This window comes from Miltoncostaea oceani, from assembly GCF_018141545.1.
Classification (GTDB): Bacteria; Actinomycetota; Thermoleophilia; order Miltoncostaeales; family Miltoncostaeaceae; genus Miltoncostaea; species Miltoncostaea oceani.
Genome location: NZ_CP064356.1, coordinates 841,336 through 864,910 on the forward strand (window position 1 = coordinate 841,336; position 23,575 = coordinate 864,910).

The window sequence follows — 23,575 nt, forward strand, 5'->3', positions numbered from 1 at the left end:
CCGGGCTCAGGCCCCCGCGGCGCGCAGGAGCCGGGCGCCGACCTCGGCGAGGCGCTCCCGCAGCTCCGGGGGCTCGTGGACGTCGATGTCCACGCCGAGGAGCGCCACGCGATGGGCCAGCCAGCCGAGGTCGTCGTCCCCCGTCCGCAGCTCGCAGGTGCCCGCGTCGATCGGCGTCACCTCCCCCCACGCCCCCGGGAGGCGGCGCCGCACGACCTCGGCGGGCGCGTGGACGGTCAGTCGCGCCTCGTACCGGTTCATCCCGGCGCGGCGGCCCGCCACGACGAAGGCGACCGGGTCCCCGCCCGGCACCTCGCGCGGCGCGAACCGGACGGAGGCGGCGACCGGGTCGGCGATCCGGTCGATCCGGAACGTGCGCCAGCCGCCGCGCCTGACGTCCCAGCCCACGAGGTACCAGCGGCGGCTGATCGCGACGAGGGCGTGCGGCTCGACCTCCCGGCGGCCGCTCTCCCCGTCCCGGCGGCGATACGTGAACCGCACCCGCTCGCCGTCGCGGCGGGCCGCGCCGAGCAGCGCGAGGTGGTGGGCGTCGACGGTCGGGCCCCCCGACGGCGAGGGCATCGCCGTCGCCCCCACGGCCCGGACCCGGGCGCGCAGGTGGGCGGGCAGCACCTGCTCCAGCTTCACCAGCGCCCGCAGCGACGTCTCCTCGATGCCGTCCACCGCCGACCACGCCGCGGTGCGCAGCCCGACGGCGATCGCCACGGCCTCGTCCTCGTCGAGCAGCAGCGGCGGCATCGCCGCGCCTGCGGCGAGGCGGTAGCGGCCCGCGGGCCCGGTCGACGACTCCACGGGGTACCCGAGCCGGCGGAGGCGGTCGACGTCGCGCCGCACGGTGCGCTCCGACACCCCCAGGCGGCGTGCGAGCTCCGGCCCCGGCCAGTCGCGCCGCGCCTGCATCAGGGAGAGCAGCTCGAGCAGGCGGCTGGCGGTCCCGGTCACGCCCCCATCATCGCCCATGACGCGGACAGTTCCTGACCGGAACCCCTCGTAGGGTCGTCCCGCGACCACACACGGGAGGGAGCGGACATGAGGGATCGCGACGGGTACCCGGCGGGCGTGCCGTGCTGGGTGGACATCGCCGTGGACGACCCGGAGGGCGCGGCCGCCTTCTACGCGGGGCTCTTCGGCTGGGACGTCGAGGACGGCATGCCGGCCGACGTCCCCGGCCACTACTTCACCGCCACCATCGGCGGCCGGCTCGTCGCCGGCATCGGGTCCCGCCCGGAGGGGATGCCCGCCGGGACCGGCTGGACGACCTACGTCTGGGTCGACGACGCCGACGCGGCGGTCGCGCGGGCCGTGGAGCTCGGCGGGTCGGTCGTCATGCCGGCCACGGACGTCTTCGACGCCGGGCGCAGCGCCGTGCTCGCCGACCCCGAGGGCGCGGTGTTCGCCGTCTGGCAGGCCGGCCGCCACCGTGGCGCGCAGGCCGTCAACGAACCGGGGACCTGGAACTTCAGCGGCCTGCACGCACGCGACCCGGAGGCGGCACTCGCGTTCTACGGCGGCCTGTTCGGGTGGGAGGCCAACCCCCCCGACCCCGAGATGGGCGGGACGATGCTGCTGCGGCGGCCGGGGTACGGCGAGCACCTCGAGACGCTGCAGCCCGGGATCATCCAGGGCGCGGCCGACATGGGCGCCCCCGAGGGCTTCGCGGACGCCGTCGCGTGGATCACCCCCGTCGCCGACGGCGACGCGCCCCACTGGGACGTCACCTTCGCCGTCGACGACGCCGACGCCGCCGCGGCGCGCGCCGAGTCCCTCGGCGGCACGGTGCTCGTGCCCCCGACCGACATGCCGTGGGTCCGGACGACGGTGCTGCGCGACCCGCAGGGCACCGTGGTGACGGCGAGCAGGTTCGTGCCCCCGGACGCCGCCTGACCGCGGTCCGCACGCTCCGGGCGTGACCGGGATCGCACTGTCGCGCGACCGCCGGCTGAGCCTCCGGGGCGACGGCCTCCGGAGGTCGCGCGACGCCCTCCGCGACGGCGACGTGATCCTCGCGTGCGCCGTCGTGGACGCGTTGGCCGGCGACGACTCGTCGTCGGCCTCCGCGGCGGCCGCGTCGGGCTGGGACGGGGTCGGGCTCAGCCGCCCCGGCGGCCGGAGGCCGACTCGCAGGAGATCTCGGACGTGCGCGTCAGGCGCAGGCACCCGGCGGCGAGGGTGTTCGACTCCTGGACGACGACCATCCACCAGGCCTCCGCGCCGCGGTGGACGGCGTAGATCGCCTCGCCGTGCAGCCGCACGTGCCGCTCGCCCTCCCACACCTCCGCGCTGACGGGGATGCGGGGCAGCGGCATGAGCGCCGGCGGCGCGACGTCGTCGAGGATGTGACGGGCGCGCTCGGCGCCCATGTCCATGACGCGGTGCATGTCCATCACAGGCTCCTTCGGTCTCCGGGCCGTGCGTCCGTGATATCCCATCGCGCCCCGCGGAGGAAGCCCGCGACCCGCCCCCGCCTCACCGTCAGGCGCGCAGGGCCCGCAGGGCGTTGAGGATCACCGCGACGTCGATCCCCTCCTGCAGCACGGCGCCGGCGACCGGGGGGATGTGGCCGAGGGCGGCGGCGACCATCGCGACCAGGCTGAGGCCCATCCCGGCGATGACGCTCTGCCGGGCGATCGCGAGGGACCGCCGGCCGATCTCCACCGCGTCGACGACCCGGTCGATGCGGTCGACGGCGATGACGACGTCGGCCGCCTCGGAGGACACCGTCGCGCCGCCGGCCGCCATCGCGATGCCCACGTCGGCCGCGGCGAGGGCGGGGGCGTCGTTGATCCCGTCGCCGACCATGACCACGGGGCCACCTCCCGGTGCCCGCTGGGCGGCCCGGACCGCGTCGACCTTGCCCGCCGGGGTGAGGTCGGCGTGCACGCGGTCGATGCCGAGCTCGCGGGCGACGGCGCCGGCGCCCCCGACGGAGTCGCCGGTGACGATCGCCACCGTCCCCACGCCCGCGGCCCGCAGCCGCGCGATGGAGCCCGCCGCGTCGGCGCGGACGGTGTCGTGCAGCACGACCCGCCCGGCGAGGCGTCCGTCGACCCCGACCAGGACGAGACCGCCGGCGGGCGCGGCGTCGCCCGTCGCGGTGATGCCGTGGCGGGCGAGCCACCGCGGGTTGCCCGCGCTCACGAGGCGGCCGTCGACGCGGCCCTCGATGCCCATCCCGGCGCCCTCGACCACGTCGGTCGGCTCGGTGAGCGCCAGCCCGCGGGTCCGCGCCTCCTGCACGATCGCCCGCCCCACGACGTTCGGCGAGAGCTGCTCGAGGGAGCCGACGAGGCGCAGCATCTCGTCGGGGGCGAGGCCGTCCCCCGCGGTCACCTCCGCGACGCCGGGCGTGCCGAGCGTCAGGGTGCCCGTCTTGTCGAGCAGCACCGTCCGGGCCCGCCCGAGCTGCTCGATCGGTCCCGACCCCTTCGTGACCACGCCCTGGCGGGCGGCCCGCGACACCCCCGACAGCAGGGCGACGGGGGCGGCGAGGATCAACGGGCACGGCGTCGCGACCACGAGGACCGCCAGGGCGCGCACCGGGTCCCCGGAGAGCGCCCCCGCGCCGATCGCGAGGGCGAGGGTCAGCGGCAGGAAGAACGCGGCGTACCGGTCGGCCATCCGCACGAACGGCGCCTGCTCCGACTCCGCCTGGCGGACGAGGCGCACGAGGGCGGCGTAGGCGCCCTCGGACGCGGGGCGGGTGGCGCGCACGTCGATCGCGGGACCCGCGTTCGCGGTGCCGCTGCGGACGGTGTCGCCCCGCGGGTGGACGACGGGCAGGGGCTCCCCCGTGAGGGCCGACTCGTCGAGCACCGCCTCGGCGACCTCCACCGTCCCGTCGACCGGCAGGACCTCACCGGCGCGGACCATCACGACGTCGCCGGCGACGACCTCCCCGACGGGGACGTCCACGATGTCGCCGTCGCGGCGCAGGTGGGCGGTCACCGGGGCCCGGGCCACGAGGGCGGCGAGCTCCCGCCGCGCGCGGCTCCCCGCGGCGGCCTCCAGGGCGTTCCCCCCCGCCAGCATGAGCGCCACGATCGCGCCCGCCAGGTACTCGCCGAAGGCGAGGGCCGCGACGATCGCGAGCAGCGCGATCAGGTCGACGCCGAGGCGCCGGGCGGCGAGCGTCCGGACCGCCGACACCGCGAGCGGCACCAGGGCGACCGCCGAGGAGACGGCCCACGTGGCGTCGCCCGCGGCGCCGGCCCCGGCGGCGTGGAGCAGGCCGCCGGCCGCGAGCGCACCCGCCTGCCCGGCCGCGAGGGCCGCCGCGCGCGTCAGCGCGTCGTCTCCCCGGGGACGGACGGCATGGGCCGATCATCGGCGCCGCGGGGGGCGGGGGCAGCGGTGCCCCCACGGTGCCGCGTGCGGGAAGACCGCAGCGGCGACGGGCGCGTCGCGGACGCCGGCGGGGCCGGGGGCGTGGTCCAGTGCCCGGGACCGAGGGGAGGCACGTGTGACGGGGACGGCGGCGCAGGACGGCGGGACGCGGCGGATCGCGGCGCGGGCGGAGGGCGCGACCCGGATCTACGGGGAGGGCGACGCGCAGGTCCGGGCGCTCGACGGGGTCCACGTGGAGTTCCCGGCGGGTGACTTCACCGCGATCATGGGCCCGTCGGGGTCCGGCAAGTCGACGTTGATGCAGTGCATGGCGGGGCTCGACCGCCTCACCTCGGGCCGGTCGTGGATCGGCGACATCGAGCTGTCCGGCCTCTCCGAGAAGCGCATCACCCAGGTGCGCCGCGACCACGTCGGCTTCATCTTCCAGGCCTTCAACCTGGTGCCGACGCTGACCGCACTGGAGAACATCCGCCTGCCCCTCGACATCGCGGGGCGCGAACCCGAGGGCGCGTGGCTCGACGAGGTGATCGACGCGCTCAACCTGCGGGCGCGCCTCGGCCACCGGCCGTCGGAGCTGTCGGGCGGGCAGCAGCAGCGGGTGGCGGCGGCCCGGGCCCTCGTGTCCCGGCCGGACATCGTGTTCGCGGACGAGCCGACGGGGCAGCTCGACTCCCAGTCGTCCGGCGAGCTGCTCGACGTGATGCGCCGCGCCGCCGACGACTTCGGCCAGACGATCGTGATGGTCACCCACGAGCCGACGGCGGCGAGCCGGGCCGACCGCGTGATCTTCCTGGCGGACGGTCGCATCGTGGACCGGATGGAGGGCCCGACGGCCGACTCGATCCTCGACCACATGAAGACCCTGGGGCCGGGCGCGCGCACGTGATCGTCCGGAGCGCCATCCGCAACCTCCTGGCGAGCCCGCTGCGGCTGCTGCTGACCTCGCTCGCGATCGTGCTGGGCGTCGGGTTCGTCGTCGGCGCCTTCGTCCTCGGCGACACGATCAACCGCGCGTTCGACGACGTGTTCGACACCGCGAACCGCGGCGTCGCCGTGGAGGTCCGCGGCGTCGAGACGGTCTCCGCCGCCGACCGGCAGCCGGTGCCCGCGACCCTCGTCCCCGTCATCCGCGGGGTGGAGGGCGTGCGGACGGCGGAGGGGACGGTGTTCGGCACCGCGCAGATCATCGGGGCCGACGGGGAGCCCGCCGGCCTGCAGGGGCCGCCCGCGCTCGGTTTCGGCTGGTCGGACGACCCCGACCTCAACCCCCTGCGCATCACGGAGGGGGCGCCCCCGCGCGCCCACGGCGACGTGGTCATCGACCGCACCACCGCCGAGGCCGAGGACTTCGCCATCGGGGACCGCGTCCGGATCGTGACGTCGTCGGGGTCGGCGACGTACCGGCTCGTCGGGATCGTCGCCTTCGGCGCCGAGAACAACCTGGCGGGGGCGACGCTCGCGGCGTTCACGCGCGCGACGGCGCAGCGGACGCTCGACTCGGCGGGGCGGTTCAGCACCGTCGGCGTCACCGCCGACCCCGGCGTCGGCGACGCCGAGCTCGCCCGCCGCATCGACGCCGCCCTGCCCGCCGGCTACGAGGCGATCACCGGCGAGACCGCCGCGCAGGAGGCCAGCGACCAGTTCAAGGCGTTCGTCGACATCTTCCGCAACTTCCTGCTGGCCTTCGCCGTCGTCGCCCTGTTCGTCGGCGCGTTCATCATCTTCAACGCCTTCACGATCACGGTCGCGCAGCGAACGCGGCAGATCGGGCTGCTCCGGGCGATCGGGGCGTCGGGGAGCCAGGTGGTGCGGTCGGTGCTGCTCGAGGCGCTCGTGACGGGCCTGGTGGCGTCGGCGATCGGGATCGCCTTCGGGATCGCGTTCGCGTACATCCTGCGGGCGGGGTTCAACGCCATCGGCGCGTCGCTGCCGGCGACGTCGCTGCAGGTCGCGCCGCGGTCCGTCGTGGCCGGGCTCGTCGTCGGACTCGTCGTCACCGTCACGTCGGCGATCCTCCCGGCGTGGCGGACCAGTCGCGTGCCGCCGATGGCCGCCCTGCGCGACACGCGGGTGGCGGACGCCCCGCGGGCGCGCATGGTGGTCTCGATCGTGCTCGCCGTCGCGGGCGTCGGCCTCGTGATGGCGGGTCTGCTGCTGCCGCTCGACGGCCTCGCGCAGCGGTTCACCTTCATCGGCGCGGGGGCCGTGATCCTGTTCCTCGGCGTGGCGATGCTGACCCGGTACGTCGCGCACCCGATGGCGCGCGTCATCGGGGCCCCGATGGCGCGGACGGGCCTCGCGGGGCGCCTCGGCCAGGAGAACGCGATGCGCAACCCGGCCCGGACGGCCCAGACGGCGGCGGCGCTCACGATCGGGGTCGCCCTCGTCACGGGCGTCACGGTGATCGCGGCGTCGCTCAGCGCGACGTTCCTCGGCACCATCGACCGCAGCGTCCGCGCCGACCTCCTGATCCTCTCCTCGAACCAGCAGCCGTTCAGCCCGGCCGCCGCCGGGGAGCTGGGTGACGTCCCGGAGCTCGCCGGCGTCACCGCGTGGCGCGACGGGGAGTTCAAGGACGCCTCCGGGTCGGTCCAGGGGCTCGGGGCCGTCGACCCGGCGGCCCTCGACGACGTCTACGACCCCGACGTCCGCGACGGGGCGATGGCCGACCTCGCCGCACCCGCGACGATCGCGGTGCAGCAGGACTACGCCCGGGACGAGGGCTTGCGCGTCGGGTCGACGATGCGGGTGCTCTTCGCCCGCACCGGCTGGAGCCGGATGCGCGTCGCCGCGATCTTCGAGGACTCCGGCTTCGACCGCTTCTACATCTCGCTCGCCGAGTACGAGCGGCGGTTCGCCACCCAGCAGGACACGATCATCCTGGCGCGCGCCGCGCCCGGCGTGTCGCCCGACGCCGCCGCCGACGCGGCCGCGGCGGCGCTGGGGCCGGCGTTCCCCAACCTCGACGTCCGCACCCGGGCCGAGTACCGGGCGTGGGTGAGCGGGCAGATCGACACGTTCCTGCGGCTCTTCTACGTGCTCCTGGCGATGGCGGTGGTGATCGCCGTCGTGGGGATCGTCCTGACCCTCGCCCTGTCGGTGTACGAGCGGACCCGCGAGATCGGCCTGCTGCGCGCGGTGGGTCTGTCCCGGCGCGCCGTCCGGGCGATGATCCGCTGGGAGGCGGTGATCGTGTCCCTCATCGGCGCCCTCGTCGGCCTCGTCGTCGGCGTCTTCCTCGGCGTCGTGAGCGTGTCGGCGATCCCCGAGTTCACCGCCGTCGCGATCCCGTGGCCGTCGATGATCGTGTTCCTGGTGGTCGCGGCCGCCTTCGGGGTGGTCGCCGCGATCCTGCCGGCGCGCCGTGCCGCTCGGCTCGACGTGCTCGACGCCGTCCAGGGCGAGTAGCGAGCCGGGAGCCCCCGCGCCGCGGGCGCGCCGGACGGCGTGGCGACCACCGTGTGGGGGAGGTAGCGTGCGTGGGTCGCGCCCACCATGTCCTTGCACCAGGGAGACGTAGTGCCCTCGCCGTCCGACCCCGGCCTCTCACCCCGCCGCGCACTCGAGAACGAGCAGTTCCTCGAGTCGATCAACGAGCGCCTCAAGGCGTCGCTCCTCGAGGTCCGTGACGAGGCCGGCGAGGACCCGGACGCCCACTTCCGGTTCTTCTGCGAGTGCTCGGACCTGTCGTGCCGCGAGCGCATGCACGTGCGCCCCTCGCGCCTCACGGCGATCCACGAGGACCCCGACCAGTTCATCCTCCTCCCCGGGCACGAGGTCCCGGCGGTGGAGCGCGTCGTCGATCAGGAGGAGGACTACCTGATCGTCCGCAAGATCGTCTGACCGCCCGCCGCCGCCGCCGTCGCGCGCGCGGCGGACCCGATCGCCGGGGCCGCCGTGGCCCCGGGCGACGCGGTCAGGCGGGGATGCGCTCCAGCAGGGTCGCGTTGGCCATGCCGCCGCCCTCGCACATCGCCTGCAGCCCGTACCGGGTGCCGGCGCGCTCCATCTCGTGCACGAGCGAGACCATCAGGCGGGCACCGGTCGCGCCGAGCGGGTGTCCGAGGGCGATCGCGCCGCCGTTCACGTTGACCCGGTCCATGTCGGCCCCCAGCTCCCGCGCCCACGCCAGCGGGATCGAGGCGAACGCCTCGTTGACCTCCACGAGGCCGATCTCGTCGAGCGACACCCCCGAGCGCTCCAGCAGGCGCCGGGTCGCGGGGATCGGCCCCGTCAGCATCTCCACGGGGTCCACGCCGGCGACGGCGAAGGAGTGGAACCGGGCCCGGGGCCGCAGACCGAGGCGCGCCGCGGCGCCCTCCGAGGCGATCAGCAGCGCCGCCGCGCCGTCGCTGATCTGCGACGAGCTGCCGGCCGTCAGGCGCCCGTCGGCGCGGAACACGGGGCGCAGGCCGGCGAGCGCCTCCGCGGTGGTGGCGTCGCGGATGCCCTCGTCGGCGGCGAACACCGACTCCCCGTCGTCGCGGACCACCCGGAGCGGCACGATCTCGTCGTCGAAGCGCCCGGCGTCGCGGGCGGCGGCGGCGCGCCGGTGGGACCGCAGGGCGAACGCGTCGAGCTCCTCGCGCGTCAGGCCCCACCGGTCGGCGACGATCTCCCCCGACTCCCCCTGCTCGATGAACCCGTCGTCGCCGAGGTCGTAGCGGGCGCGCATCCGCGTGCCGTACGCCGCGGACCGGTCGGGGACGTTCGCCCACATCGGCACCCGGGTCATCGACTCGACGCCCGCCGCGACGACGAGGTCGTAGGCGCCGGCCATCACCCCCTGGGCGGCGAAGTGGGCGGCCTGCTGCGAGCTGCCGCACTGCCGGTCGATGGTGGTCGCGGGGACGGTGTCGGGGAACCCCGCGGCGAGCACGGCGCTGCGGCCGACGTTGACGCCCTGCTCGCCGACCTGGTCGACGCAGCCGACGATCACGTCGTCGATCTCCGCCGGGTCGATGCCGGTGCGCTCGGCGAGGGCGGCGAGCACCTCGCCGAGCAGGTCCGCGGGGTGCCGTCCCGCCAGGGCGCCGCCCCGCCGCCCGACGGCGCTGCGGACGGCCCCGACGACGAGGGCGTCGCCCATCACATCCCCGAGAAGTCGGGCGTCCGCTTCTCGAAGAACGCGGTCATCCCCTCCCGCTGCTCGGGGGTGGTGAAGGCGAGCGCGAAGGCGTCGATCTCGCGGGCGAGGTGGCCCTTCAGGTCGCCGTCGAGCGCGAGGTTGCAGAGGGCCTTCGCCGACGCGATCGTCCACGGCGGCTTCGCCGCGATCTGGTCGCCCATCGCGACGGCCCGGTCGATGAGCTCCTCCGCCGGGTGGACGTGGTTGACGAGGCCGACGCGGAGGGCCTCGGTCGCGTCGACGGGGCGGCCGGTGAGGATCATCTCCTTCGCGAAGCCGGGGGAGGTGAGCCGCGCGAGGCGCTGGGTGCCGCCCCAGCCGGGGACGATGCCGAGGTTGACCTCGGGCTGACCGAACCGCGCGCCCTCGGCGGCGAGCCGGATGTCGCACGCGAGGGCGAGCTCGCAGCCGCCGCCGAGGGCGTAGCCGTTGACGGCCGCGATGACGGGCTTCGGGAACTCCTCGATGCGCCCCGTCAGCTCGTGGCCGCGGCGGGCGTACGAGCGCGCCTCGAGGGCGCTCGCGGTCTGCATGTGCCCGATGTCCGCTCCGGCGCTGAACGCCTTCGCGCCCGCGCCGGTCAGCACGACCACCTGGGTGTCGGCGCTGCGCTCGATGCCGTCGAGCCGCTCCTCCAGCTCGTCGAGGAGGGCGGGGGAGAGGGCGTTCAGCGCCTCGGGGCGGTTGAGCGTGAGGATCGCGACCGGGCCGCGTCGCTCCAGGTCGATGGGCACGGGGACCTCCGGGGGGTGTGGTTCGGTCGCGCCGGCGGCGCCGCGCACGGCGCGCCGTCCCCGTGCAGACTACCCGCCATGGACGCCTCACCGATCACACGGGTCGCCGTCGTCGGGGCGGGGGTGATGGGCAGCGAGATCGCCTGGACGGCCGCCGCCGCCGGCCTCGACGTGGTGCTGCTCGACGCCGACCCGGCCGCCCTGGAGCGCGGGACGGCGCACATCGCCGCGATCGGCGCCCGGCGCGTCGCGAAGGGCCGGATGGAGGCCGGGGAGGTCGACGCGGTCGTCGCGCGCGTCGTCACCGCCACCGGCGACGACGCCCTCGCCGGCTGCGACCTGGCGATCGAGGCGGTGCCGGAGGTGCTGTCGATCAAGCACGACGTGATGGGGCGCCTCGACGCGGCGCTCCCCCCGGGGGCCCTGATCGCCTCGAACACGTCGGGCCTGTCGATCTCGGAGATGGCGCGCGGGACGGGGCGGCCCGACCGCGTGCTGGGGCTGCACTTCTTCAACCCGGCGAGCGTGATGCGGCTCGTGGAGGTGGTGCGCGGCGAGACCACCAGCGACGCGACCGTCGCGGCGGGGGAGGCCCTGGCGACGGCCCTCGGCAAGGTGCCGGTGCTCGTGCGCGAGTGCCCCGGGTTCCTGGTGAACCGCATCCTGGTGCGCGCCATGTCCGAGGCGTACCGGGCGGCCGGCGCGTCGGGCGCGACGGCGCCGGCGGTCGACCGGGCGGTGGTCGACGGCGGGCCGGCGCCCATGGGGCCCTACGCCCTCGGCGACCTGATCGGCCTCGACACGATGGGCCACATCCGCCGGGACCTGGAGGCGGCCTACGGGTCCCGCTTCGACGACGGCGGCGCCGTGGACGCGCAGGTCGCGGCGGGTCGCCTGGGCGCGAAGACGGGGGCGGGGTTCTACGACGGCGGGCCACCCGACGGCGAGGCCGACGCCGACGGCCGGGCAGCGGCGGAGGCGTACTACGCGGGTGCGCTCGACGAGGCGCGCCGGTGCGTGGCGGAGGGCGTCGCCGCCGCCGCCGACGTCGACCTGGCGATGCGCCACGGCTGCGGCTGGAGCGCGGGGCCGCCGGGGTTGTGACCCCGCGGGGGGATGAGGCGCCGCCGACCGCGGGCGGCGCCTCGCCCCATGCGGGACCTCAAGGGGTGATCGTCACCTTCACCACGCCGTCCTCCTGGTTGGAGAACAGGGGGTAGGCCTCCTCGATCTCGTCGAGGCTGAACCGGTGCGTGATGAGCTGCTTCAGGTCGAGGCGGCCGATCTTCACGAGGTTCATGAGGGAGCTCAGGCGCTTCTTGCCGCCCGGGCAGAGGGTGGTGCGGATGTCGATGTCGCCGATGCCGTAGATGAACGGCTCCAGCGGGATCGTCACCTTGTCGCCGTAGACGCCGAGCGAGCTGACCATGCCGGCCGGCCGCACCGACTTGAGGCAGTTCTCGAACGTCTCCTGGATGCCGAGCGCCTCGATCGCGACGTCCGCGCCACGCCCCTCGGTGAGGGCCTTGATCTTCGCGACCGGGTCCTCCTGGGTGTAGTCGATGACGACGTCGGCGCCCATGGTGCGGGCCATCTCCAGGCGCTTGGCGTTCGAGTCGACGGCGATCACCAGGCCGGCGCCGCGGAGGCGCGCGCCCGCCGTCGCGCAGAGCCCGATGGGGCCCTGGGCGAACACGACGACGGAGTCGCCGAGCTGGACGTCGGCCGTCTCGACGGCGGAGATGCCGGTGGTGGCGATGTCGGTGACGAACAGGACCTCCTCGTCGGAGAGCCCCTCGGGGATGCGGGCGAGGTTCGCCTGGGCGTACGGCACCCGGAAGTACTCGGCCTGCACGCCGTCCATGGAGTTGCCGAGCCGCCAGCCGCCGATGATCCCCCACTGGTCCTCGTAGCCGGCGCACTGCGACAGGTCGCCCGACTGGCAGAAGTAGCAGGCGCCGCACGGGGTGATCGCACCGACGACGACGCGCTCGCCGATCTCGTATCCGGTGACGGCGTCGCCGAGCTCGTGGATGACGCCGGCCGGCTCGTGGCCGACGACGCGTCCCGGGGCGACGGGGTACTCCCCGCGCCAGATGTGCGAGTCGGTGCCGCAGATGGTGGTGGTCGTGACCTTCACGATCGCGTCGGTCGGCCCGCACCGCGGGATCGGGACCTCCTCGATGTGGATGTCGCGCACGTCCTTGAAGACGGCGGCCCTCATGGTGTCCGGCATGGCGTTCCCCCTGTCCGCGTGGCGGCCGGTCCTCCCGACCCTCCCCCCGGGCCGCGACGGGGGCAACGGGCGCCACGGTCCCCCGGGCCGCCCCGCGGGCGACCCGGCCCCCACGGGATCCCGGTGGTCGTGCGGGAACCGCCCGCCCGCCGGACCCGCCCGCCCGCCCGGGCGGTCGCTCACCCGTTCGGGTGAGTCGTTGCCTCCCGGGCCCCCGGCGGCGCATAGTGTGGATCGTGACGAGAGGGGTCGCGGTGGGGCGTGGGAGCGCACAGGTGGCGGTGGTGGCGCCCGGGGCGCGGGGCGCCGAGCCGGGTCTGCTGCGCCGCGCCGACGCCGCGGGCCAACGCCTGTTCCGCGAGCTCGTCGTCTCCCGGATCGCGTGGTCGGCGGTGTCGGAGGCGAGCCGCCTGGTGGCGGTCGACGTCGTCGCCTTCTCGGTCCGGGTGGCGGGGTGCGACCACCCGCAGCCGTGCCACCTGCACCACTGCCACGACCACCTGGAGGTGCGGGCCGTCCTCGGCAACCGGGGGCCGCGGCTGCCGGGGCTGCGCCTCGCGGACGGGGAGGGCGTCGGCGGCCGGGTGCTGCGCACGGGCGCCCCGGTGGCGGTGCGCGCCTACGGGATGGCGCCGTTCGACCCGGACCTCGTGGCCCTGGTCACGGAGGAGGAGGGCATCCGCTCGGTCGTCGGCGTCCCCGTCTCGTTCGGCGGCGAGGTGCGCGGCGTGCTCCATGCGGGGTTGCGCCACGGGGGTGGGGTGGGCCCCGCCGCGGTGGAGGCGTTGTCGCGCCTCTGCACGTACGCGGGGGCGGCGATGGCGGCGGCGCGCGACCGGGCGCGGGTGGAGGAGGTCGCGGCCCTCCGGGAGCGGCGGCGGCTGGCGCGGGCCCTGCACGACGAGTTCGGCCAGCGGCTGTTCGGGATCGGGGTGACGGGTGGCCTCGCGCGGGAGAGCGCGGCGGCGGGACGGCCGGACCTGGTGGCGCACCTCGCGGGCCTGGAGCGGCAGATCGCGGGGGCGTCGGCGGCGCTGCGGGCGACGTTGCGGGCCCTCGACCGCCCGTCGGCCCCGGCGGGGGCGTTGGCGGTGAAGCTCCGCGAGGACGCCGCCGCGTTCTCGGCGCGGACGGGGGTGGCGTCGCACCTGCTGGTGCTGGGGGAGCCGGCGCCGATCGACGAGGCGCGCGAGGACCTCCTGGTGCGGGTCGTGCAGGAGGGGCTCCGCAACGTGGAGCGCCACGCCCGCGCCCACGAGGTGGTGGTGACCCTGGCGTTCGGGCGGGGGACGGTGGAGCTGGTGGTGCAGGACGACGGCGCCGGGTTGTCGCCGGGGATCGGCGGCAACGGCGTGGGGCTCGGGATGTTGCGGGAGGAGGTCGGCCGCCTCGGCGGCGACGCGCGCCTCGCGCGGAACGAGGACGCGGGCTGCACCCTCCGGACGCGGCTGCCGCTGGGGTGAGCCGCAAGCCCCACACCGTCGTCGTGGCGGACGACCACCCGATCGTGATCGCCGGGATGCGCCTGCTGCTGTCGGGGTCCCGTTTCTTCGAGCTGGTGGGGGAGGCGCGGACGGGGGCGGAGGCGATCCTCCGGTGCGAGCAGTACCGCCCCGACGCCCTCCTCCTCGACCTGCGCCTCCCCGACCTCCCGGCGGCGACGATCTGCACGCGGATCAAGGAGCGCCACCCGGGGATCGCGATCGTCATCCTCACCGCCCACGCGGAGGAGATGGCGGTGCGCGGGTGCCTGAAGGCGGGTGCGGCGGCGTGCCTCTTCAAGGACGTGAACGAGCAGAGCCTCCTCGCCGCCCTGATGCAGGTCGTCCACGGCCGGGCGGTGATCGACCCGCGGATCGCCGGGGCGATGCTCCCCCGCCGCGGGGCGAACGGCGCGGACGGCGCCCTCACCGGCCGTGAGCACGAGGTGCTCCTCCTCATCGCCCGGGGGCTCACCACCCAGGAGATCGCCGACGAGATCGGGCTGTCCCCGAACACCGTGAAGAGCCACTCCCGCTCCCTCTTCTCGAAGCTCGCCGCCCACAACCGCGTCCAGGCCCTCGCCGTCGCCACGGAGCGCGGCCTGATCTGAGGGGGCGGGTCCGGGGTCCCCGGGGGTCGGGGTCCGATCGGACCCCGGAGCGTCGGTCGATCGGCCGGCGCCCCCCGGCCAAATGGACCTCGGTGTTGCGGCCGAGTGGCCGGATGCCCGGCGGCCAAGTGGACCTCGGTGTGTCGCCAAGTGGCCGGACGCCCGGCGGCCAAGTGGACCTCGGAGCGTCGGTCAAGTGGCCGGCGACCGTCCGGCCAAATGGACCTCGGTGTCACGGCCAAGTGGCCGGAGCTCATCCGGCCGAATGGACCTCGGTGTCACGGCCAAATGGACCTTGGAGCGTGGGTCACGTGGCCGCTCGACCGTCCGACCAAGTGGACCTCGGTCTCACGGACAAGTGGCCGGCGACCCTCCGGCCAAGTGGACTCGGGTGTCATGGACAAGTGGCCGGCGACCCTCCGGCCAAGTGGACTCGGGTGTCATGGACAAGTGGCCGGCAACCCTCCGGCCAGTGGACCTCGGTGTCACGGCCAAGTGGCCGGAGCTCATCCGGCCAAGTGGACCTGGGAGCGCCGGCCGAGTGGTCGGCGACCCTTCGGGCGATCGACCGCCGGCGTCTGCGCGGTCACCCCGGGACACCATTAGCCCACGAACGTTTGGCTTCTGTCATATAGTTGCCGGGTGCCGGTCGCCGTGGACATCCCCCTCGAGGACCTCCTCGGGTGGCGCCTCTCGGTCGCGGGGAGGTTGATGCGGTCACGGGCCGACCAGGTCCTCGCCGGGGTCGCGCCGACGACGGCCCAGGGGATCGGCGTCCTGATGCGCCTCGCCGAGCGGGACGGGACCACCCAGACCGACCTCGCCCGCCTCCAGCGGGTCGAGCCGCCGTCGATGTGCCGGATGGTCGACCGCCTCGAACGCGACGGCCTCGTCGAGCGCCGGCCCCGCCCCGGCGACCGCCGCGCAGTCGCCGTGCACCTCACCGACGCCGGCCGGGACGCCGCCGCCGCGGGCGCCGCCACCGCCGCCGCCATCGACGACGCCGTCTTCCGCGGCCTCAGCCCCGACGAGCGCCGGACCCTCGCCGCCCTCCTCGGCCGCGTCCTCACCGAGCTCGCCGACCCCGCCGACCCCGCCGAGCCCGCCGACCCGGCCGCCGGAGGGGACGCGTGAGCACCCCGGCCCCGGCCCCGGCCCCCCGTCCCCGGCCCGGGCACGGCGACCCCGTCCCGACCCAGTCGCTGCGCCTCACCCTCGCCGGGCTCATCGTCGCGTCCGGGGCCTACGCCCTCATGCAGACGTTCCTCATCCCGGCGCTCGGCGAGCTCGAACGCGAGCTCGGCACCACCACCACGTGGGTCACGTGGACCGTCACCGCCTACCTCCTGAGCGGCGCGGTCAGCACCCCCATCGTCGGCCGCCTCGGTGACCAGTACGGCAAGAAGCGCCTCATGATGATCACCCTCGGCGTCTTCCTGCTCGGCTCCGTCGGCGCGATCTTCGCCCCCAACGTCGGGGTGCTCATCGCGTTCCGGGTCGTGCAGGGCGTCGGCGGCGCGTCGTTCCCGCTGAGCTTCGCGATCATCCGCGACGAGTTCCCCCCCGGCCGCATCCCCACCGCGATGGGCACCGTCTCCGCCGTCCTCGGCGTCGGCGGCGGCGTCGGCATCGCCCTCAGCGGCGTCATCGTCGACCACCTCTCGTGGCGGTGGCTGTTCGTCGTCAGCGCCGTCCTCGTCGCCGCGGCCCTCGTCATGGTCTGGCGGTTCGTCCCCGAGTCCCCCGTCCGGGCCCCGTCACGCCCCGACATCACCGGCGCCCTCCTCCTCTCCGCGGGACTGGTCGCGCTGCTGCTCGGCGTGACGGAGGGGGAGCGGTGGGGGTGGGGCTCCCCCGCCATCGTCGGCCTGCTCGCCGGGTCCCTCGCCCTCTTCCTCGTCTGGGGACGGTACGAGCTGGGGGTGGCCGACCCGATGGTGGACATGCGGATGCTCGCCCGCCGCCCCGTCCTGTTCACCAACATCACCGCGGCGCTCTCGGGCTTCGCGCTCTACATGACCTGGGTGATCCTCCCCGGCTTCTTCCAGCTGCCCCGCGGCCTCCCCGACGACCTCGCGGCGCTCGGGGACTACGGCTTCGGCACCACCGTCACCGTCGCCGGCCTCTGGATCCTCCCGACGTCGGCGGTGATCGTCGTGTCGGGACCGGTCGCCGGGCTCATCGGACGCCGGTACGGCTCCCGCCCGCCCCTCGTCGCCGGGATGGTGCTCCTCGCCGTCGGCTCCGCGATGATCGCCCTCTTCCACGACACCCCCCTCCAGGTGTCCGCCTGCTTCGCGATCTGCGGCGTCGGCATCGGCTTCTCCTTCGCCGCGATGCCGCGGCTCGTCTCCGACGCCGTCTCCCCGTCGGAGACCGGCGTCGCGAACGGCATGAACACCGTCATCCGGACCGTGGGCGGCGTCGTCGGCGCCCAGGTCGGCGCCGCGGTGCTCACCGCCAGCGCCGTCGCCGGGGGCTCGGTCCCCGCCGAATCGGGCTACGTCACGGCGTTCTGGATCGGCGCGGCCGCCGCCGTCGCCGGCGCGGTGACGGCGGCGTTCGTCGCCCCCCGCCGCTGGGTCGCCCACCGGGCGCCGGCGCCCGTCCCCCGGCAGGTCGGCGCCCGCCGGTCGTAGCGGGGCGACTTCGCCCCCGCGACCGGCTACCGTGGGTCGCCTGAGCGCCGACACCACCCCACCCGCCCACGCCGCCACACCCGGTGGGGACGCACCACCCACACCCGCCGCCACCCCGTGGTCCCGGCACGCCCTCGTCGTGGTGCGCGTCGCCGTCGCCACGCCCGACGCCGACGCCCTCGCCCGGGTGGCGCGCCTCGCCGCCGGCCTCGGCCCCGGTGAGCTCCTCGCGGTGCGCTCCGCCCGGCCGTGGCCCGACGGGTCGCCCGCGGGCGGGACGTTGCGCCGCGTCGCGTGCGACTTCGCGGCCGACGACCACGAGACCCTCGTCTGGCCCGCCCCCCCGGACGTGCCGGACGACGCCGGCATCGACCGGCTCGACGTCCGCGGCCTGCCGCAGCCGCTGCCCCTCGTCGCGACGGCACGCGCGGTCGCGGCGATGGCCCCGGGTGACGGGCTCGAGGTGATCGGCGCCGCCGGTTCCCCGCTGCTCGTCGACTTCCTCGCCGGCCGGGCGGAGGTCACCTTCGACCCCGACGCCTCCGGCGGGCTGGTCGTCACCCGCCTGCGCCGCATCTGAGCCGCCCCCGGGGAGGGCGCACGCCCTCCCCGGGGTGGACCCGGCGGGTCAGCCCGCGGGCGCGGCCTCCGGCACCGGGACGCCGACGCCCTCCGCGACCCGGCGGCCGAACTCCTCGTCGCACCGGGCGAAGTGCCCGACCATGCGCTCCTGGATCTGCCGCTCGCACTGGCCGATCAGGTCGACGAGGTTGAGGACGAGGTCCTCGCGCTCCCCGTCCGGCATCGTGCGGTACCGCTCGCCGGCCTGGGCGTAGTCGTTCGTGCGCTCCAGCTTCTGACGGCCGACGCGCCCCGAGACCTGCGGGCGGTGCTCCGGGCCACCGGCGGGGGCCTCCGCGAGGCCACCCGTGCTCGACGGCTCGTAGTTGACGTGCGGGTTCGGCCCGCCGTCCACGCGGAACGTCATCGCCCCGTCGCGCTGGTTCGTCCCGACGGGCACGACGGGCGCGTTCACCGGGAGCTGCAGGTAGTTCGGGCCGACGCGGTACCGCTGCGTGTCCGAGTACGAGAACGTCCGGCCGACCAGCATCTTGTCGTCGCTGAAGTCGAGGCCGTCGACAAGGACGCCGGTGCCGAACGCGACCTGCTCGTTCTCGGCGAAGTGGTTCTCGACGTTGCGGTCGAGGACCATGCGACCCACCGGCAGCAGCGGGAACGCGTCCTCCGGCCACACCTTCGTGTCGTCGAGGGGGTCGAAGTCGAGCTCGGGGTGCTCGTCGTCGCTCATCACCTGCACGCGCAGCTCCCACTCCGGGAAGTCGCCGCGCGCGATGGCCTCGTAGGCGTCGAGGGAGGCGGAGCCCAGCTCGGTGGCCTGGATCGCGTCGGCCTGCGCCTGCGTCAGCGAGGCGAGGCCGTCCTTCGGCTCCCAGTGGTACTTCACCAGCACGGCGTCACCGGCGGCGTTCACCATCTTGTAGGTGTTCACGCCGAAGCCCTGCATCTGGCGGTAGTTCGCCGGGATGCCGCGGGGGCTGAACAGCCAGGTCAGCATGTGCATCGACTCGGGGGTCATGCTCATGAAGTCGAAGATCCGGTTCGGCTCCTGGCGGAACGTGACCGGGTCCGGCTTCAGCGAGTGGATCACGTCGGGGAACTTGATCGCGTCGCGGATGAAGAACACCGGCAGGTTGTTGCCGACGAGGTCCCAGTTGCCGTCCTCGGTGCGGAACTTCACCGCGAAGCCCCGGGGGTCGCGCGCCACCTCGGACGAGTCGCGGCCGCCGATCACCGTCGAGAAGCGGACGGTCACGGGGGTGCGCTTCCCCTTCTCCTGGAACAGCTTCGCGCGGGTGTACGTCGCGGCGGTCGCGTCGCCGATCATCCCGTAGGCCTCGAAGTACCCGTGCGCCACGAAGCCGCGCGCGTGGACGACGCGCTCCGGCACGCGCTCGCGGTCGAAGTGCGAGATCTTCTCGAGGAACTGGTAGTTCTCGAGGGTCGCCGGACCGCGGTCACCGACCGTCCGCTGGCTCTGGTTGTCGGACACCGGGTGTCCCTGACGGGTGGTGAGGTGCTCGGAGGAGTCGCTCATCGCGTCCCTTCGCTCGTGGTGGTCGGGTGCCCCGCGCCGGCGCAGTCGCCGCACAGGCCCCAGAAGACGATCTCGGCCTCGTCGATGACGAAGCCGCCGCGCTCCGCCGGGTCGAGGCAGGGGGCGTGGCCCGTCGCGCAGTCGACGTCGCGGGTCGCCCCGCAGGCGCGGCAGATCAGGTGGTGGTGGTTGTCGTCCACCCGGGTCTCGTACCGCGCGGGGTGCCCCGCCGGCTCGATCCGGCGGAGCAACCCGGCGCGGGTCAGCGCGTGCAGCGTGTCGTAGACCGCCTGCGTCGAGACGCTGCCGATGCGCCGGGTGACCTCGACGCGGACGGCGTCCGCGTCGGGGTGGCCCATCCCCTCGATCGCGTCGAGGACGGCGATCCGCGGCGCCGTGACCCGCAGCCCGCGGGAGCGGAGCAGGTCGGCGACGTCGCGGAGGGGCTCGGGCACCCGCCCACCCTACCCGTTTCCTGGAATCGTTCCGATAAGCGAGGGGATCCGGGTGTGGGCCGGTCCCCGCCCTCGGCGGACGCGGGCAGGTCGCCCCACGAACGCGGCGCCGGCGGTGACCAGGCTCGGCACCCGCCGGCCCCGGGGCCACGCGACCGCGCGATCGCGGCGAGCAGCGTCAGCGGGATCACCACGATCGGGATGTGGACGATCAGGGGGTGGGAGGGGAGGCCGAACGCCTGGCTGAGATCCATCGGGGCTCCTGACGCGGGACGGGCCCCCACGATGGTCCGGGCCCGGTGAGGGCTCCACCCGGATTCGGTGAGGAACGTCAAGGACGGTCGCGCGCCGGCAGGCGCACCACCGCGCGCAGACCGCCGCCGTCCGCCTCCTCGAGGCGCACCGTGCCCTCGTCCGCCTCGACCAGGCTCCGGACGATCGCGAGCCCGAGGCCGGAGCCGGCGCGGTCCTCCCGGCCCCTCCAGAAGCGGTCGAACGCGCGGTCGCGGTCGGCGGCGGGCATCCCCGGTCCCGCGTCGGAGACGGCCACCACGATCGCGCCGTCCTCCCGCGCGGCCGACAGGCGCACCTCCGACCCCGGGGGCGCGACGGCGACGGCGTTCGCGACGAGGTTGTCGAGCACCTGCTCCAGGGCGCCCGGCGCGAGTGCGGCCACGAGCCCGGAGGGTGCGCGCGCCGCGAGCTCCACGTCGCGCTCGGCGGCCGCGGCGCGCCAGGCGTCGGCGCGCTCGCGCACCAGGGCCCCCACGTCCTGGGGTGCCCGCTCGTGGGCGCGGCGCTCGGCCCGCGCCAGGGCGAGCAGCCCATCGACGAGCCGCGACAGGCGCTCCACCTCGCCGAGGGCCCCGTCCAGGTCGTCGCGGGTGGCGGCGTCCGCGTCGTGCTGGAGGTTCTCGATCCGCAGGCGGAGGGCGGTGAGGGGGCTGCGGAGCTGGTGCGAGGCGTCGGCGACGAACTTCTCCTGCGTGCCGACGAGACCGTCGAGGCGCCCGATCATGTCGTTCAGGGCGTGCGCGACCTCCCGCACCTCGTCGGGACCCACCTCGGCGTCGGCGCGCGCCGACAGGTCGCCGCCCCCCGCCCGGCGGGTCGCGTCGCGCAGGTCGGTCAGCGGGCGACTCACCCACCGCGCCACCCAGAGCCCCGCCACCGCGACGGAGGCGAGCACGACCAGCGCGACCCCGCCGAGGATGAGCCAGTACCGCTGGACGAGGGCGTCGAGGCGCGAGGTGGGCACGCTGGCCCGCACCGCTCCGTGGACGGTGCCGCCGGAGGCGACCGGCACCGCGACGTAGAGCAGGTCGGTGCCGAGGGTGTCCGAGCGACGGATGCCGGTCGCGACCGCCCCGTCGAGGGCCGTGGCGATCTCGGGACGCGTCGAGAAGTCGCGCCCCAGCTCGCGCTCGTCGTCGGAGTCGGCGAGCGCCCGGCCGCCGGGACCGACGACCACCACCCGTGCCCCCGTCGACGCCCCGTAGCCGCGCACGATGCCCCGCAACGTCGGGTCGCCCGGCTGCGCCCCGGCCTGCAGGGTGTCCTCGACGAGGGCCGCCAGCGCGACCGCGTCGCGCTCGACCCGCTGCTGGAGGTCGCGGCGCTGGTTGCGCTCGTTGACGACCCCGAGCGGCACCTCCAGCGCAACGAGCACCACCGCCGCCAGGATCAGGTAGGTGGCGACGAGCCGCCGGGTCATGGGGCGCGCAGGCGGAAGCCGACCCCGCGGACGGTCTCGATCCACCCCGGGTCGCCGAGCTTGCGCCGCAGCGACGAGATGTGGACGTCGATCGTCTTCGACGGGCCGTACCACCGGGTGCCCCAGACCTCCTCGAGGATCCGGCGGCGGTCGAGCGCCGCGCCGGGGTCGCCGGCGAGCAGCGCCAGCAGCGCGAACTCCTTGGGGGTCAGCGCGACGGGGGCGCCGTCGAGGGTGACCTCGTGGCGGCGCCGGTCGATCGCGAGGCCGTCGACCTCGACGACGGGCTCGGGCTCCGCGGCGCCGACGGGGGGCTCGGAGACCCGGCGCATCACCGCGTTGATGCGGGCGATCAGCTCCCGCAGGCCGAAGGGCTTGACCACGTAGTCGTCGGCGCCGAGCTCCAGGCCGACGACGCGGTCGACCTCCTCGCCCCGGGCGGTGACCATGATGATCGGCACCCGCGAGCGGGCCCGCATGCCGCGGGCGACGTCGTAGCCGTCCATGTCGGGCAGCCGCAGGTCGAGCAGCACCAGGTCGGGCTCGGGCGCCGCGAGCGCCTCCGCCCCCGTGGCGGCGCGCTCCACCTCGAAACCCTCGCGCCGCAGCCCGGTGACCAGCGGCGCGGCGATGCCGTCGTCGTCCTCCACCACCAGCAGTCTCATGGGCGGATCATGGCGTCCCGGGCCCCTCCGCGTCGGCGTCCTACCGTTTCCTTACCCGACGCGGGGACACTCCTGGCCCGCCGTGACCCACCCCGAAGCCCGCCGCTCCTAGCGTGGCCAGCGACGGATCAACGACAGGGGGTAGCGGGGATGCGCGGGATGATCGTGGCCGCGGTGGCGACCGTCGCGGCGGTGGTGGGGGTCGTCGGGCTGAGCGCGGCGATGCAGGAGGACGGCACGCAGCCCACGGCGGCGGCCGGTCCCGTGACGGTGACCGACACGACCACCTCGGATGACGCGCTCGCGTCGCGCCTCGCCCGGCTGGCACGCGCCGAGCGTGCCGCGGACGCCGCCCTCGCGCGGACCGCCGGGACGACGACGACCACGACGACGGCGCCGGGTGGTGCGGTCGCGGCCCCGGTCGCACCCCTGGAGCGCCGTGGTGACGGCACGATCGACGACACCCAGGCGGGCCGCCACGTCGAGGACCTCGACGACGACCGGTCCGGTTCCGACGACCGCGCGGACGACCGTGACGACCACGGCGACCGGTCCGGCGACCGCGACGACCACGACGACGACGGCGGGCGCGGGCGGGGTCGCGGGCGCGGCGGGGACGACGACTGATGGACCCCCGCCGGGCACGGGCCGCCGCGACGGCCGGCGCCGTCGCGCTGACGGCGGGCGTCGCCGCGGCCTTCGCGATCCATCCGCCGGCCGCGACGCCGCCGCCCTCCCCGCCGCCGGTCGCGACGGCGCCGGCGGCGCAGCCGGCCGACCCGGGCGCGTCGCTCGCGGCGCGCGAGGCCCGCGCGGTGGCCCGTCTCGCCCTGGCCGAGCGCCGTCTGCGCGCCCTCGCCGCCCGCGCGCGCGGCGGCGCCGGCCCCCGTCGCGGCCCCGGCCCCCGTCGCGGTCGCGTCCCCGGCGCCGGCGCCGGCCCCGGCGCCCGTCGTGAGCAGCGGCGGCTCCTGATGCCCGCGGCGGCACGATCCGCGCCGAGGGGGCATGATCGGTGCATGCGCACGACCGCCACCCACCCCGGTGACGCGACGTGACCGGCCGGGGGCGCTGGCGGCGCCCGCTGCTCGTCGCGGTCGCCGTGCTGCTCGTCGCCGCCGCGGCGGCGGCGGCGAACATGGCGCTGCTCGACTCGGCGGGCGAGGACCGGCTCGGGCGGCTGCGCCCCGTCGACCCGGCCCTCGGTCGCACCGCACCGGCCGCCGGCGCGACGACCGCCCCGGCGCGCACCACCACCGGGACCACGACGGCGTCCGCCCCGGTCGCGCCGCCGGCCACCGTCGTCACCGACGACGATGACGACGACGCCGCGGGTCCCTCCGGCGACTCCGACGACGACAGCGGCCGGGGCCGGGGCCGCGGCCGGGGCCGCGGGGGCGACGACGACGACTGACGCCGCCGCCGGGCGCCGGG

At 75.8% G+C, this 23,575-nt stretch carries 23 protein-coding genes; 13 read left to right on the forward strand and 10 right to left on the reverse strand.

The genetic code is table 11. The features are described from left to right. Positions 1–6 precede the first annotated feature (6 nt). Positions 7–963, reverse strand: coding sequence for a helix-turn-helix transcriptional regulator (locus IU369_RS04210; RefSeq protein WP_217923318.1), 957 nt, complete (start codon positions 961–963; stop codon positions 7–9). A gap of 87 nt (positions 964–1,050) precedes the next feature. Between IU369_RS04210 and IU369_RS04215 the strand changes: the two genes are divergently transcribed. Continuing rightward, positions 1,051–1,905 carry a VOC family protein gene (locus IU369_RS04215; protein WP_217923319.1) on the forward strand — a complete coding sequence of 285 codons (855 nt, stop codon included), beginning with the start codon at positions 1,051–1,053 and terminating at the stop codon, positions 1,903–1,905. 206 nt (positions 1,906–2,111) lie between these two features. Here IU369_RS04215 and IU369_RS04220 read toward each other — a convergent pair whose 3' ends face one another. Continuing rightward, positions 2,112–2,405, reverse strand: a complete 294-nt coding sequence (locus IU369_RS04220; RefSeq protein WP_217923320.1) for a hypothetical protein — start codon at positions 2,403–2,405, stop codon at positions 2,112–2,114. An 88-nt stretch (positions 2,406–2,493) separates the two neighbouring features. Then, positions 2,494–4,179, reverse strand: a complete 1,686-nt coding sequence (locus IU369_RS04225) for a heavy metal translocating P-type ATPase (RefSeq protein ID WP_217923321.1) — start codon at positions 4,177–4,179, stop codon at positions 2,494–2,496. A gap of 301 nt (positions 4,180–4,480) precedes the next feature. Here IU369_RS04225 and IU369_RS04230 point away from each other — a divergent pair, with 301 nt between their 5' ends. The 3 genes from IU369_RS04230 (at position 4,481) to IU369_RS04240 (ending at position 8,208) form a co-directional block, all read left to right on the forward strand. Then, positions 4,481–5,251 (forward strand): ABC transporter ATP-binding protein, encoded by a 771-nt coding sequence (locus IU369_RS04230; RefSeq protein WP_217923322.1) that lies wholly within the window; start codon positions 4,481–4,483, stop codon positions 5,249–5,251. Further along, positions 5,248–7,773 carry an ABC transporter permease gene (locus IU369_RS04235; RefSeq protein ID WP_217923323.1) on the forward strand — a complete coding sequence of 842 codons (2,526 nt, stop codon included), beginning with the start codon at positions 5,248–5,250 and terminating at the stop codon, positions 7,771–7,773. Before IU369_RS04230 ends, IU369_RS04235 begins: the two co-directional genes overlap by 4 nt. Positions 7,774–7,884: 111 nt before the next feature. Then, complete coding sequence (locus IU369_RS04240; RefSeq protein WP_217923324.1) at positions 7,885–8,208, forward strand: hypothetical protein; 324 nt, start codon at positions 7,885–7,887, stop codon at positions 8,206–8,208. A gap of 73 nt (positions 8,209–8,281) precedes the next feature. On the opposite strand, the gene IU369_RS04245 is transcribed toward IU369_RS04240, so the two are convergent. Together IU369_RS04245 and IU369_RS04250 are read right to left on the reverse strand one after the other, a co-directional pair. Then, positions 8,282–9,454, reverse strand: coding sequence for a thiolase family protein (locus IU369_RS04245; RefSeq protein ID WP_217923325.1), 1,173 nt, complete (start codon positions 9,452–9,454; stop codon positions 8,282–8,284). Next, on the reverse strand, positions 9,454–10,227 hold the full coding sequence (locus IU369_RS04250; RefSeq protein WP_217923326.1) for an enoyl-CoA hydratase/isomerase family protein: 774 nt from the start codon (positions 10,225–10,227) through the stop codon (positions 9,454–9,456). The genes IU369_RS04245 and IU369_RS04250 overlap by 1 nt, the downstream gene beginning before the upstream one ends. 78 nt (positions 10,228–10,305) lie before the next feature. Between IU369_RS04250 and IU369_RS04255 the strand changes: the two genes are divergently transcribed. Then, positions 10,306–11,331, forward strand: a complete 1,026-nt coding sequence (locus IU369_RS04255) for a 3-hydroxyacyl-CoA dehydrogenase family protein (protein WP_217923327.1) — start codon at positions 10,306–10,308, stop codon at positions 11,329–11,331. A 58-nt stretch (positions 11,332–11,389) separates the two neighbouring features. Here the strand turns inward: IU369_RS04255 and IU369_RS04260 are convergent, their stop codons facing one another. After that, the gene (locus IU369_RS04260; protein ID WP_217923328.1) at positions 11,390–12,451 is read right to left on the reverse strand and encodes a zinc-binding dehydrogenase; all 1,062 of its coding nucleotides are present in this window, start codon (positions 12,449–12,451) and stop codon (positions 11,390–11,392) included. Positions 12,452–12,699: 248 nt separating this feature from the next. Here IU369_RS04260 and IU369_RS23530 point away from each other — a divergent pair, with 248 nt between their 5' ends. The 5 genes from IU369_RS23530 to IU369_RS04285 all read left to right on the forward strand — a co-directional run bounded on the left by IU369_RS23530 (position 12,700) and on the right by IU369_RS04285 (position 17,774). After that, a complete protein-coding gene (locus IU369_RS23530; protein WP_217923329.1) occupies positions 12,700–13,926 on the forward strand; it encodes a GAF domain-containing sensor histidine kinase in 1,227 nt (408 codons plus the stop codon). Then, a complete protein-coding gene (locus IU369_RS04270) occupies positions 13,923–14,555 on the forward strand; it encodes a response regulator (RefSeq protein WP_217923330.1) in 633 nt (210 codons plus the stop codon). Before IU369_RS23530 ends, IU369_RS04270 begins: the two co-directional genes overlap by 4 nt. A 642-nt stretch (positions 14,556–15,197) precedes the next feature. After that, positions 15,198–15,689 (forward strand): MarR family winged helix-turn-helix transcriptional regulator, encoded by a 492-nt coding sequence (locus IU369_RS04275; protein WP_217923331.1) that lies wholly within the window; start codon positions 15,198–15,200, stop codon positions 15,687–15,689. Beyond that, entirely contained in the window at positions 15,686–17,194 is a 1,509-nt protein-coding gene (locus tag IU369_RS04280; protein ID WP_217923332.1) for an MFS transporter, read from the forward strand. Before IU369_RS04275 ends, IU369_RS04280 begins: the two co-directional genes overlap by 4 nt. A gap of 31 nt (positions 17,195–17,225) precedes the next feature. Beyond that, entirely contained in the window at positions 17,226–17,774 is a 549-nt protein-coding gene (locus IU369_RS04285; RefSeq protein WP_217923333.1) for a hypothetical protein, read from the forward strand. A 48-nt stretch (positions 17,775–17,822) separates the two neighbouring features. Here the strand turns inward: IU369_RS04285 and IU369_RS04290 are convergent, their stop codons facing one another. The 4 genes from IU369_RS04290 to IU369_RS04305 all read right to left on the reverse strand — a co-directional run bounded on the left by IU369_RS04290 (position 17,823) and on the right by IU369_RS04305 (position 22,144). Further along, a complete protein-coding gene (locus tag IU369_RS04290; RefSeq protein WP_217923334.1) occupies positions 17,823–19,310 on the reverse strand; it encodes a catalase in 1,488 nt (495 codons plus the stop codon). Then, the gene (locus tag IU369_RS04295; RefSeq protein ID WP_217923335.1) at positions 19,307–19,765 is read right to left on the reverse strand and encodes a Fur family transcriptional regulator; all 459 of its coding nucleotides are present in this window, start codon (positions 19,763–19,765) and stop codon (positions 19,307–19,309) included. Before IU369_RS04295 ends, IU369_RS04290 begins: the two co-directional genes overlap by 4 nt. Before the next feature lie 331 nt (positions 19,766–20,096). After that, positions 20,097–21,479 (reverse strand): sensor histidine kinase, encoded by a 1,383-nt coding sequence (locus IU369_RS04300; protein WP_217923336.1) that lies wholly within the window; start codon positions 21,477–21,479, stop codon positions 20,097–20,099. After that, positions 21,476–22,144, reverse strand: coding sequence for a response regulator transcription factor (locus IU369_RS04305; protein ID WP_217923337.1), 669 nt, complete (start codon positions 22,142–22,144; stop codon positions 21,476–21,478). The genes IU369_RS04300 and IU369_RS04305 overlap by 4 nt, the downstream gene beginning before the upstream one ends. 159 nt (positions 22,145–22,303) lie before the next feature. Between IU369_RS04305 and IU369_RS04310 the strand changes: the two genes are divergently transcribed. The 3 genes from IU369_RS04310 to IU369_RS04320 are packed head-to-tail and all read left to right on the forward strand — an operon-like array spanning position 22,304 to position 23,555. Then, the gene (locus IU369_RS04310) at positions 22,304–22,771 is read left to right on the forward strand and encodes a hypothetical protein (RefSeq protein ID WP_217923338.1); all 468 of its coding nucleotides are present in this window, start codon (positions 22,304–22,306) and stop codon (positions 22,769–22,771) included. Further along, on the forward strand, positions 22,771–23,199 hold the full coding sequence (locus tag IU369_RS04315) for a hypothetical protein (protein WP_217923339.1): 429 nt from the start codon (positions 22,771–22,773) through the stop codon (positions 23,197–23,199). Before IU369_RS04310 ends, IU369_RS04315 begins: the two co-directional genes overlap by 1 nt. After that, positions 23,196–23,555: a hypothetical protein gene (locus IU369_RS04320; protein WP_217923340.1), complete on the forward strand. Its 360-nt coding sequence runs from the start codon at positions 23,196–23,198 to the stop codon at positions 23,553–23,555. The genes IU369_RS04315 and IU369_RS04320 overlap by 4 nt, the downstream gene beginning before the upstream one ends. The last annotated feature ends 20 nt before the right edge of the window (positions 23,556–23,575 follow it).

Coding starts and splice junctions, on each gene's coding strand:
- IU369_RS04255 (WP_217923327.1), top strand. CDS start 10,306: ATGGACGCCTCACCGATCACACGGGTCGCCGTCGTCGGGGCGGGGGTG.
- IU369_RS04220 (WP_217923320.1), bottom strand. CDS start 2,405: ATGGACATGCACCGCGTCATGGACATGGGCGCCGAGCGCGCCCGTCAC.
- IU369_RS04300 (WP_217923336.1), bottom strand. CDS start 21,479: ATGACCCGGCGGCTCGTCGCCACCTACCTGATCCTGGCGGCGGTGGTG.
- IU369_RS04310 (WP_217923338.1), top strand. CDS start 22,304: ATGATCGTGGCCGCGGTGGCGACCGTCGCGGCGGTGGTGGGGGTCGTC.
- IU369_RS04305 (WP_217923337.1), bottom strand. CDS start 22,144: ATGAGACTGCTGGTGGTGGAGGACGACGACGGCATCGCCGCGCCGCTG.
- IU369_RS04290 (WP_217923334.1), bottom strand. CDS start 19,310: ATGAGCGACTCCTCCGAGCACCTCACCACCCGTCAGGGACACCCGGTG.
- IU369_RS04260 (WP_217923328.1), bottom strand. CDS start 12,451: ATGAGGGCCGCCGTCTTCAAGGACGTGCGCGACATCCACATCGAGGAG.
- IU369_RS04215 (WP_217923319.1), top strand. CDS start 1,051: ATGAGGGATCGCGACGGGTACCCGGCGGGCGTGCCGTGCTGGGTGGAC.
- IU369_RS04315 (WP_217923339.1), top strand. CDS start 22,771: ATGGACCCCCGCCGGGCACGGGCCGCCGCGACGGCCGGCGCCGTCGCG.
- IU369_RS04245 (WP_217923325.1), bottom strand. CDS start 9,454: ATGGGCGACGCCCTCGTCGTCGGGGCCGTCCGCAGCGCCGTCGGGCGG.